The organism is Arthrobacter sp. 35/47 (assembly GCF_000520475.1).
GTDB lineage: Bacteria > Actinomycetota > Actinomycetes > Actinomycetales > Micrococcaceae > Arthrobacter_D > Arthrobacter_D subterraneus.
Genome location: NZ_KI914620.1, coordinates 112,664 through 123,535, shown reverse-complemented (window position 1 = coordinate 123,535; position 10,872 = coordinate 112,664). Strand labels below are relative to the sequence as shown.

Sequence of the window (10,872 nt, the reverse complement as noted above, 5' to 3'; positions counted from 1 at the left end):
GTGTTCATGACGGTCAGGAGGTACTCAAACTGCTCATCGGTGGCGCCGATCTCCAGGAAGTGCAGGCCATGACGCCTACCGCGCAGGAAGACGCCCTGCCTGGCCCGGAGGACCTTCTCCGTCGGTTCCACGCCGTCCTGGTCGATCACGCTTTCCCAACGCCGGGCAAGGACCCGCAGCACGTCCTCATCAGACTCCACGGCCTGGCGGACCAGGTGTTCCTCCATGGCCTCCACCTGGCGGCCGGTCGCGACAGCCCGGACACGGTGAACGGCGTCCCTGATCACCATCGCCGCCCGGGTGCTGAACGCTCCGGCACGCGTTGCAGCAGCCAGGGCAGGCAGCGGAGCCTGGACCGGTGCACCCGGCCCCGGAACCTCGGGAAGCACGTCCTGGCCCAGCCGCAACCGGCGGTTCGCCTCGGAACGGCTGACCCCGAGCTTCGCCCGCAGGTACTCTGCCGTACCCTTATGGGCTTCCTGGGCGTCCGTGGCGGCAAGTGAGTGGTCTTCGGTGGCCCGGGCAACCAGGGTCTGAAGGTGATCCACCACCCGGGAGATCTCCTCCACCCCGACAAGAGCCGCAACAACCTCCTCCCGGTCCAGGAGGAGGTAACCCGTTTCGAAGTGGTGGGCGAAAGCCAGCAAATCCGAACGCATTCCACGCAGGAGAGAATCATCTTCCCCGTGGTGTTCGAGCAATGCGACGGCCATACCAAAATATTATCGAAGACACGTACTAATACCGCCCAAAACCCGGCAATGTGGAGGAGCAGTCACCCACAACTTATCCACACACCCAAGCGGGGCCTGGGCCGGGAACCGGGTCAACGTCAGCAGCCATGCGATCGACGGTCAAACAGATAAGCAGTCAGGCAGCCCGAGCGGTCAAGCCGCCGAGCGCCAAACCCGTCAAGCGGTCAAGCAGCCGAGCGCCCACCCGGTCAAGCGGTCAAGCGGTCAAGCCGCCGAGCGCCAAATCCGTCAAGCGGTCAAGCGTCAACCATCAACCCGTCAGGCAGTCAGACCCAGCGAACTCATCCGCCGGGAATGGTTACGGGTGAGCTGCGCGAACAACTGGGCGGTACCCCGCTCCTGCTCTGCGGCATTCCCCTCGAACAGCAGACCGCCAAGGAATTCACGCTCGATCCCCACCCGCTGCGCCTGGGTCAGCGCCTCCCCCACCAGGCGCCGGCCCCAGAGTGCCAGCCGCGAGGCGAGCCGCGGATCGTCGGACAGTGCCGCCTTCAACCGAGCCTGCAGCAGGCCGCCCTGCTCGGCTGTTGACTGGATGCGCGCAATCAGCTCCCGGGTGGCATCGTCGAGGTGCTCGGCCAGTGCGGTGTAGAAGTCCCCGGAAATCGCGTCTATGACGTAGGCCTTCATGAGGGACTCGTACCAGTCAGCCGGGCGGGTCCGCTCGTGGAATGAGTCGATTGACGCCTGGAAGGGACGCATGGCTTCCTCCACATCGACGCCCAGTCCGGCGAGGTGTGCGCTGACCATCTCGAAGTGCTCGAACTCCGTGACGGCGAGCCGCCCCAGGGCTGCACGGTCCTGCAGCGTTGGAGAGAACCGCGCGTCGGAGGACAACCGCTCGAACGCAGACAGCTCACCGTAGGCCATGACGCCGAACAGGTCGATGACAAACTGGTTGAACGCCCCCGTACCGGTGCCGGAAGGGGTTGCCGACGCAGCGTTCGCCTGGGATTTCGGGTGCAAGGCAGTCATGGAGACAAGGGTACCCGCGTGCGGATTGCGTGCAGCGTGTTAGGGACGGCGGGCCGCCGGGTGTATTACGGTGGGCAATGTGCCGTATTCGCATCTGGATCTGAGCAACCGGGATTCCCAGGTTCAGCTCACAGCCGCGCTGGAGAATCTCCGGCAGGAGCTCGACCTGCGCACGGAATTCCCGCCGGAGGTACTCGCAGAGGCTCAGTCTGCGGTCGCTGCCTCCACCATGCCGGAGCGCGATCTCACCGGGCTCGGCTTCATCACCGTCGATCCCCCCGGATCAACGGACCTGGACCAGGCCTTCCATCTGGAGCGCGCAGGCTCGGGCTACCGGGTCTGGTACGCGATCGCTGATGTTCCGACGTTTGTTGCCCCCGCCGGTGCCATAGACGTTGAGGCGCGCCTGCGCGGTCAGACCATGTATGCGCCGGACGGCCGGATTTCCCTTCATCCCGAGGTCATTGCCGAGGACGCGGCCAGCCTGCTGCCCGGGCGTGAGCGGCCGGCCTTCGTCTGGGAGTTCGAGCTGGACGAGGACGCGCAGGTGCAGTCCGTCAACCTCCGGCGGGCAGCCGTGAAGAGCCGCGCCCAGCTCACCTACGAACAGGTGCAGGAAGACCTCGATTCCGGCGGCGCCGCGGAAAACCTCATTCTGCTGAGGGAAATCGGAACCAAGCGCATCGCCCTGGAAAAGGAGCGCGGCGGCGCCAGCCTCAACCTGCCGGAGCAGGAAATAGCGCACGACGGCGAACGGTACTTCATCGTGACGCGTCCCCCGCTTGCCGCTGAGGACTGGAACGCACAGCTCTCACTCATGACCGGCATGGCGGCCGCAGAGATCATGCTTGGGGGCGGCGTCGGGATTCTCCGTACCATGCCGGCTCCGGACGAAGCTTCGCTCGCCCGTTTCCGACACCAGGCCCGCGCGCTGGGCCGTTCCTGGCCGGCCGGAGTACCGTACGGTGAATTCCTGCGCAGCCTGGACACCTCGGATCCCCGCCAGCTTTCCCTCATGCACGCCGCAGCCTCGCTGTTCCGGGGCGCCGGCTACACCGCGTTCGACGGCGACCTGCCGGACGCGGTCGAGCAGGCAGCCATCGCAGCGCCCTACGCACACACCACTGCACCACTGCGCCGGCTCGTTGACAGGTTTGTGCTGGTGACCTGCGAAGCCCTGTGCGCCGGCGACGAGGTGCCTACCTGGGTGCGCGATGCGCTGCCGCAACTGAACTCGCTCATGTCCGCCTCCAACCAGCTGGCCTCCCGGCTCGAGAGCGGTGCGGTTGCAGCCGTGGAGGCGGCGCTCCTGAGCAACCAGGTCGGCGAGGAATTCAATGCCGTCGTCATTACCGGCTCCAGGCCTACCCCGGACGTCCCTGCGGCATCCGGAGCCAGCCGGGCACCCGGGACGGGCACTCCGGCCCCGGACTCTCCAGCGGCCGCGGGTCATCCGGAAACCGCGCCCTCGGCTCCTGGTTCTCCAGCCACCACGCGTTCGGCGGCCGTCTCCGGCAACGGCAGCAAAAGCGGCACAACCAATTCCAACGGAAGCGGAAACGGGAACGGGCGCAACGGCAATGGTGTCCCGCACGGGGTTGTCCAGCTCGCCGACCCGGCGGTCGAGGCGCGGTGCGACGGCGTCATGACCGCCGGTGACGAAGTGCGTGTGCGGCTCGTGACCGCTGATATCGCCCGGCGGGAACTGCGTTTCGAACTGGTCGGCAAGGTTGCGGCTGCGGCGCCGTCGTCGGAAAGTCAAACCGCGGCAGGGTAGACTTGGTGGCGTAGTAATGGATGCCCGGTCGTTCTTGATGAACTTTTGTCGTTCACTCGACCCGCAATACCTACGCGATCTTGAGTTTTTCCCAGCTCGATGCGGAACGTTCCGCTCCCGAGCCGCAGTTGATAGCCCGCGATCGGCTTCCACTGGACGCCCTGCTTCGTCCTGCTCCGAGCGGACCCTCGCGGTCCGGCGTTGAGCCCGGCGGCGGCAGTGCCTAATCGAAACGGTAGTAAATAGTGACCACAGACAATCACCACCTGCATGCAGACAACAGCGACGACGAAATCTTCGTAGAAGACACCCTCGTCACCACTGAAGAACCGCATCAGGAAGCCCCCGAGACGTTCGCCGACTTCAACGTCCGCGCCGACATTGTCGAGTCCCTCGCGGACGCGGGCATTGTGCACCCCTTCCCCATCCAGGCAATGACCCTCTCCATTGCGCTCGGAGGCCATGACATCATCGGCCAGGCCAAGACGGGAACCGGCAAGACCCTCGGTTTCGGCGTTCCCGCCCTGCAGCGCGTGGTCGGCCCCTCGGATGAGGGATATGAGAAGCTGCCTGCTCCAGGTGCTCCACAGGCCCTCATCGTTGTCCCCACCCGTGAACTGGCCGTCCAGGTTGCCGATGACCTGACAAAGGCCGCAAAGAAGCGCAACGCCCGGATTGTGACCATCTACGGCGGACGCGCCTACGAGCCGCAGATCGAGGCGCTCAAGCGTGGGACCGAAGTGGTGGTGGGTACTCCCGGCCGCCTGATCGACCTGTACCGCCAGAAGATCCTGTCGTTGAAAAACGTCCGCATCGTAGTGCTGGATGAGGCGGACGAAATGCTGGATCTCGGGTTCCTCCCCGACGTCGAGACGCTCATGTCGGCCACCCCGGCCGTCCGGCAGACCCTCCTGTTCTCCGCCACCATGCCGGGCCCCGTGGTCGCCATGGCGCGCCGCTACATGTCCCACCCGACCCACATCCGCGCCGCTGATCCCGAGGACGACGGCGCCACCAAGAAGGACATCCGCCAGGTCATCTACCGCGCGCATAACCTGGACAAGGATGAAGTGGTGGCCCGGATCCTCCAGGCCCGCGGACGCGGACGCACCATCATCTTCACCAAGACCAAGCGCACAGCGGCCAAGCTCTCCGAGGAACTGGTGGACCGCGGCTTCGCAGCCGGCGCCATTCACGGCGACCTCGGCCAGGGAGCCCGGGAGCAGGCGCTGCGCGCCTTCCGCGGCGACAAGATCGACGTCCTCGTGGCAACCGAGGTGGCGGCGCGCGGCATCGACGTTGAGGACATCACCCACGTCATCAACTTCCAGTGCCCGGAAGATGAGAAGGCCTACCTGCACCGCGTCGGCCGTACCGGCCGCGCAGGGAAGAAGGGCACCGCCGTCACATTCGTGGACTGGGACGATGTCCCCCGCTGGGGCCTGATCAACAAGGCGCTCGGGCTGGACCAGGCCGAGCCGGTGGAAACCTACTCGTCCTCGCCCCACCTCTACACCGACCTCGACATCCCCGAAGGCACCAAGGGACGCCTGCCCCGCAATCAGCGCACGCTTGCCGGGATCAATGCGGAGAAGCTTGAGGACCTCGGCGAGACCGGCAAGAAGAACCGCTCGGGTGACCGTAGCCGGTCCGCCGGGCAGGGCCGCCGGACCGGTTCCGAGGAACGCCGGACCGGTTCCGATGAAAAGGCGGGAGGCCGTCGTCGTACCCGCGGGTCCTCCGGAGAGGACCGCACCGCAGCCGACAGCAGCGCCAAGCAGACCGAGCGCACTGACCGCCCGCAGCGCAACAGGTCGCGGACCCGCCGCCGCAACGGCGAGGTCATCTCCAAGCCGGCCGCAGAGAGCTAAGCACCGCGTGGGGAACTCAGCGGTCCACCCGGTCTGGCGGCCGGATGGACCCAACCTCGTGGTGGAAGCGGACAATCTGGAATACCTTTCCGGGCTGCCCGGCGATTCCTTCACCATGATCTATGTGGACCCGCCGTTCAACACCGGGCGTGCGCAGCGCCGGCAGCAGACCTCGATGGTGCGCAGTGCGCCCGGAGCGGGTGACCGGGTGGGATTCAAGGGGCTGAGCTACTCCACGGTCAAGGGCATGCTGGCCAGCTACGACGATGCGTTCGAGGACTACTGGGACTTTCTCGTGCCGCGCCTGGCTGAGGCGTGGCGGTTACTGGCGGACGACGGCACGCTCTACGTACACCTCGACTACCGCGAAGTGCACTACGCGAAAGTGATGCTGGACGTCCTCTTCGGGCGGGAGTGCTTCCTCAACGAGATTATCTGGGCCTACGACTACGGGGCCCGCGCCCGCCGCCGCTGGCCGGCGAAACACGACAACATCCTCGTGTACGTGAAGAACCCGGACGGGTACCACTTCGACAGCGCCGAAGTGGACCGGGAGCCCTACATGGCGCCCGGCCTCGTCACGCCCGAGAAGGCCGCCCTCGGCAAACTCCCCACGGACGTCTGGTGGCACACCATCGTCTCGCCGACGGGCAAGGAAAAGACCGGCTATCCCACCCAGAAGCCCGAGGGCCTGGTACGCCGCGCGGTTGCAGCGAGCAGCCGCCCCGGCGACTGGGTGCTGGACTTTTTTGCCGGGTCCGGAACCCTCGGCGCAGTCGCAGGAAAGCTGGAGCGGCGCTTCGTCTGCATTGACAGCAACCCGCAGTCCATTGAGGTCATGAGCCGGCGGCTCGCGCCCTGGCTCGGGAGCACGGCGGAACCGGGCGCTGCCGACGCCGAATCCGGCTGGACCAATCCCTCCGCCGCCATCGGGTAACTGTCACCGACGAAACCACCAGGGACTCGCTACCGGATAACGCTGCTCCCGGTGGCCAGCTCCTCGAGCCGCTCGAACACTTCCGGCTGGGTGAGGTTCTCCCCCAGCCGGTTCGGTTTTCCGGTCCCGTGGTAGTCGCTGGAACCGGTGACCAGCAGGTTGTTCCGGGCGGCAATCCGCCGCAGTTCTGCGCGCCCTTCCTCGGGATTGTCGCGATGGTCGATCTCCAGGCCGAGCAGGCCGGCGTCAATCATTTCCGCTGTCACGTCGCTGTCGACGATGCGGCCCCGCGAGGACGCCACAGGATGCGCAAACACGGGGACGCCGCCGGCCTCCCGGACCAGGGCAACAGCGTCTGCCGGGTGCGGCGCATAGTGCCCCACCCAGTACCGGGAGCGGGCGCTCAACATGCTGCCGAAGGCCTCGCTCCGGGTGGCAACGACCTTCAGCGCGACCAGGGTGTCGGCAATATGCGGCCGCCCGATGGTGGCACCCTCGGCAACGTGCTCCAGCACATGAGACCAGGAGATCGGGTAGTCCGCCGAGAGCTTCTCCACCATCCGTTCGGCCCGGGTCAGCCGGGCATCCCGGGAGCGTTCCACCTCCGCGAGCAGTCCCGGGTGGGAGGGATCGTGGAGGTAGGACAGCACGTGCACGCTGATGCCGGTGTCCGTGCGGCAGGACACTTCCATTCCGGGTACCAGCGTCAGGCCCAGCGCGCGCGCCTCCTGCGCTGCCTCTGCCCACCCCGCGGTCGAGTCGTGGTCGGTGAGGGCGACGACGTCCAGCCCGGCAGCTGCAGCCGCGCGCATGACGTGCGCGGGGCTTTCAGTACCGTCGGACACGGTGGAGTGGGCATGCAGGTCGATTCTCACCAAACAACTGTAAGCCCGTATTTCACTCTCCGCTTCGCATCAGGTCCGCGTAGACGGCTCCACCCTGTGGTCCGGGATGGATCCCGTCGGGGGCAAAGTCGGTGGCCTGCCGGGAGGCGGCGTCCCAGTCGCGCAGTTCCACGTTGTCCCGGTTTTCGGCGAAGGCCCGTAACGCATCATTGACCGACGGAATCCAGGGGCGCTCACCGTGCGCAGTGATGAGGACGAGGCGGCGATCCGGGCCGATTGCCTCAAGGAGCTCGTCGAGGACTGCCGGATCAAACTCCCCGTTTGTCCCGAGCCCGATCACCACAACCTGCCGCAGCCGGCCCTGCCGTTCGAGTTCCGCCGCGAAACCGGGCGCGTCCGTCATCTGGCGGCCAACCTCCGCCTGCACATCGATTCCGGGCAGCGACTCCACCAGTTGGGGTGCGGCTGCGAGCATCACCGAGTCCCCGATGGCCGTGACTGCTTTCCCGTCGAGAGCGCTCTGCGCGGGCTCGTCCTGTCCTTCCGCGGGAGTGGACGGGGCCGGTGCCGGCTCCGGAGCGGGCGTACGCGCAGCGGCGGCAGCGGCCTCCCGCGCGGCGTTCCGGCCCGCGGCGAGTTGTTCCTCAAGCTGCGTTTTCTCAGGCGACAGTGCAACGGCCGCACCCGCGAGGACGGTCATTGAGGCCAGCGCCGCGGTGCCGCCGACCAGCGCCGGCCGGATCTGCCGCGCGCGCCACGAGCCCAGGTACCCCGTCCCGGACCGCCGCAGGCCCCGGGCCAGAACCGGCCTCTCCACGTATCGCCAGCTGACCGCCGCGCAGCCCAGCGTGAGGGGCACGACGGCGGCAGCAGCCCAGTGGTCAGCGCCGGGCGGCAGCCACCCGGCCACGAGGACGGTCCACGGCCAGTGCCAAAGGTAAATACCGTAGCTGCGCCTGCCGAGCCACTGCAGCGTGCGTCTCGAAAGCAGCTCGGCCGCAGCACCCGAGGAATGGCGCAGGAGCGCCACGACCAATACTGCCACCGCGCTGAAGGCGAACATTCCGCCCTGGTAGGCAGCAGCGCCGTCGTCGGGCAGGACGCCGAAGAACACTCCCAGCGCCGTCAGGCCGACGGGCAGCGCAACGCGGTTCGCCGCTTCACTCACCAGCGGGCCCGTCCGGGCTCCGGCGAGCGCCAGCCAGGCGCCTAGGAGCAGTCCGAAACCATGCGTATCGGTACCGAAGTACAGGCGGCTCGGATCAGCTCCCGGCGAGAATTGGAGGGCCATGAGTCCGCCGCTCAGCAGCGCGGCGGCGAGGACCAGGAACGCGAAGGGCAGCGGGACAGCGGATCCGGCCCTCCCGCGCCCGAGTTTCCACAGGGCCAGAAGCAGCAGCGGCCAGAGGAGGTAGAACTGCTCCTCCACGGCCAGGGACCACAGGTGCAGGAGCAGCGGCGGCTCGGATTCGGCGAAGTAGGACCCTCCGGAGACGACCTGCACCCAGTTGGTGCTGAAGGTCGCTGCGCCGGCGGCCTGGGTCTTGAGGGTCCGGTCCGCTTCGGTGGGGAACAGGAGCACCAGGGTGAAGCTCACCAGCACAACCGGAATCAGCGCGGGCACGATCCGCCTGAGGCGCCGCTGCCAGAACGCGCCGAGATCGAGCCTGCCCGAGCGGTGCAGTTCCTCCGCCGCCAGGCTGGTGATCAGGAAGCCGCTCAGGACAAAGAAGAGGTCGACGCCGAGAAACCCGCCGGGCAGCGCACCGGGCGCAAGATGGTAGGAAACCACGGCGATGACGGCGATGGCCCTCAGCCCGTCCAGCGGCTTGTTTCGTTCCCTCACAACGTTTTCCGGCATGGGTCCTTCGGTGGTCGGCGTCTCGTGTCCCCCGGGCCACCTTACAAAAAGCCCGGCCGGAGCAGCACTACCGGCCCTGCGCGTGGCGCCGGAACCGGCCTGACCCCCGGTCCGGGATGTTTGGCTCACTCCGCAGGCCGGTGAGACGATGGGCGGGTGAGTACAGCAGAGAACACCCCATCAGCAGTCACCGCCACCGCGGCCGGGGGCGGCAACGACGCCACGCCCGCCACGCCGGAGGGCCAGCCGCTTTCCAGCCGCAACGAGAACCGGTCGCAGCGGCCGGATTCGGATGCCTTTAAAACCTTCATGAGCGCGCATTGGGCACCGAAAGGAACAGAGCTGCCGGCGGAAGCAGAGGTGGCGCCCTATGCAGCCCAGCGCCGCCTGAAGATCTCCCGGCAGTTCCCGGGGGAACGACTGGTCATTCCCGCCGGCCCCCTGAAGGTCCGCTCCAATGACACCGACTACCGCTTCCGCCCCCACTCCGGCTTCGCCCACCTCACTGGTCTCGGTCTGGACCACGAGCCCGACGCCGTCCTTGTGCTGGAGCCCACCGCGGAGGGAGCCGGCGACGATGGCGGCAACCACACTGCCACCCTGTACTTCCGTGAACTGGCCGGCCGGGACAGCGCCGAGTTCTACGCCAACGCACGCTACGGCGAGTTCTGGATCGGTCCGCGGCTGTCCCGCGCCGAGGTGCGCGCCCTGCTGTCGCTGGAAACGGCGGACCTTGCGGACCTGGAAGCGGCCATCACCAAGGACGCCGGCGCGGTGGAGATCGGCGGCATCAGGATCCGGCTGCTGCGGGAGGTCGACCTGAATGCGGACGCCCTCGTGGATACGTCCCGTATCAACACCGGCGTCGACCTTGAGGCCTCCGACGAGCTCGACGCGAAGCTCGCGGAAGCGCTGTCCGAACTCCGGCTGATCAAGGACGAGTGGGAAATCACGCAGATGCGCCGGGCGGTCGAGGCTACCGTGAACGGCTTCCACGAGGTTGTCAGTGAACTCCCCCGCGCAATCTCGCACCCCCGCGGCGAGCGCGTGGTGGAAGGGGCGTTCTTTGCCCGTGCACGTGAGGAGGGCAATGACCTCGGCTACGACACCATCGCCGCCTCGGGCAACAATGCCACCGTCCTCCACTGGATCCGCAACAACGGCCAGGTGAACGCCGATGACCTGCTGCTGCTGGACGCGGGTGTTGAAGCCGACACCCTTTACACCGCCGACATCACCCGTACCCTGCCGGTCAGCGGCAAGTACTCCGACATCCAGCGGAAGATCTATCAGGCGGTCCTCGACGCCGCGGACGCCGGTTTCGCTGCCGCGAGGGTGGGCGCCAGGTTCCGCGACGTGCACTCCGCCGCGGTGGCCGTCCTGGCTGAGCGCCTGGATGCCTGGGGGCTGCTGCCGGTACCGCTCGAGGAGGCGATCTCTCCCGCAGGGCAGCACCACCGGCGCTGGATGCCGCACGGCACCAGCCACCACCTCGGGATGGACGTCCATGACTGCGCGCAGGCCCGGCGCGAACTCTACCTGGACGGCATTCTGGCGGAAGGTATGGTCTTCACCATTGAACCCGGACTGTACTTCAAGGAGGAAGACCTCTCCGTTCCGGAGGAGTACCGGGGTATCGGAGTACGGATCGAGGATGACATCCTCATGACCGCAGACGGTCCGGTCAACCTCAGCTCAGCTCTCCCGCGCGATCCCGACGACGTCGAGGCGTGGATGGCAGGAATCTACAGCCCGACCGGCGAATAGCGGACTGCAGGGCCGGGCTGAAGGTCCGGACTGCAGGGCCGGGCTGAAGGGCCGGGCTGAAGGGCCGGGCTGAAGGGCCGGGCT

At 67.2% G+C, this 10,872-nt stretch carries 8 protein-coding genes; 4 read left to right on the top strand and 4 right to left on the bottom strand.

Going from position 1 to position 10,872, the window contains the following annotated elements; all coding sequences use genetic code 11:
- The coding region (locus X803_RS20825) for a DUF222 domain-containing protein (protein WP_026546029.1) at nt 1-713 on the bottom strand (713 nt) is incomplete at its 3' end.
- Between the two features lie 300 nt (nt 714-1,013).
- A complete protein-coding gene (locus X803_RS0116710) occupies nt 1,014-1,730 on the bottom strand; it encodes a ferritin-like fold-containing protein (protein ID WP_026546028.1) in 717 nt (238 codons plus the stop codon).
- 79 nt (nt 1,731-1,809) lie between these two features.
- On the opposite strand from X803_RS0116710, the gene X803_RS20820 reads away from it, so the two are divergent.
- From X803_RS20820 to X803_RS20815, 3 genes are all read left to right on the top strand, one after another.
- Nucleotides 1,810-3,507 (top strand): RNB domain-containing ribonuclease, encoded by a 1,698-nt coding sequence (locus X803_RS20820; protein ID WP_051470864.1) that lies wholly within the window; start codon nt 1,810-1,812, stop codon nt 3,505-3,507.
- A gap of 245 nt (nt 3,508-3,752) precedes the next feature.
- On the top strand, nt 3,753-5,378 hold the full coding sequence (locus tag X803_RS0116700) for a DEAD/DEAH box helicase (RefSeq protein WP_026546027.1): 1,626 nt from the start codon (nt 3,753-3,755) through the stop codon (nt 5,376-5,378).
- A gap of 7 nt (nt 5,379-5,385) precedes the next feature.
- Nucleotides 5,386-6,315 carry a DNA-methyltransferase gene (locus X803_RS20815; protein WP_051470856.1) on the top strand — a complete coding sequence of 310 codons (930 nt, stop codon included), beginning with the start codon at nt 5,386-5,388 and terminating at the stop codon, nt 6,313-6,315.
- A 29-nt stretch (nt 6,316-6,344) separates the two neighbouring features.
- Here X803_RS20815 and X803_RS0116690 read toward each other — a convergent pair whose 3' ends face one another.
- Both X803_RS0116690 and X803_RS20810 read right to left on the bottom strand, forming a co-directional pair.
- Nucleotides 6,345-7,190: a PHP domain-containing protein gene (locus tag X803_RS0116690; protein WP_026546026.1), complete on the bottom strand. Its 846-nt coding sequence runs from the start codon at nt 7,188-7,190 to the stop codon at nt 6,345-6,347.
- A 22-nt stretch (nt 7,191-7,212) separates the two neighbouring features.
- The gene (locus X803_RS20810; RefSeq protein WP_051470855.1) at nt 7,213-9,021 is read right to left on the bottom strand and encodes an acyltransferase family protein; all 1,809 of its coding nucleotides are present in this window, start codon (nt 9,019-9,021) and stop codon (nt 7,213-7,215) included.
- Between the two features lie 156 nt (nt 9,022-9,177).
- Here X803_RS20810 and X803_RS0116680 point away from each other — a divergent pair, with 156 nt between their 5' ends.
- On the top strand, nt 9,178-10,788 hold the full coding sequence (locus X803_RS0116680; protein ID WP_026546025.1) for an aminopeptidase P family protein: 1,611 nt from the start codon (nt 9,178-9,180) through the stop codon (nt 10,786-10,788).
- The last annotated feature ends 84 nt before the right edge of the window (nt 10,789-10,872 follow it).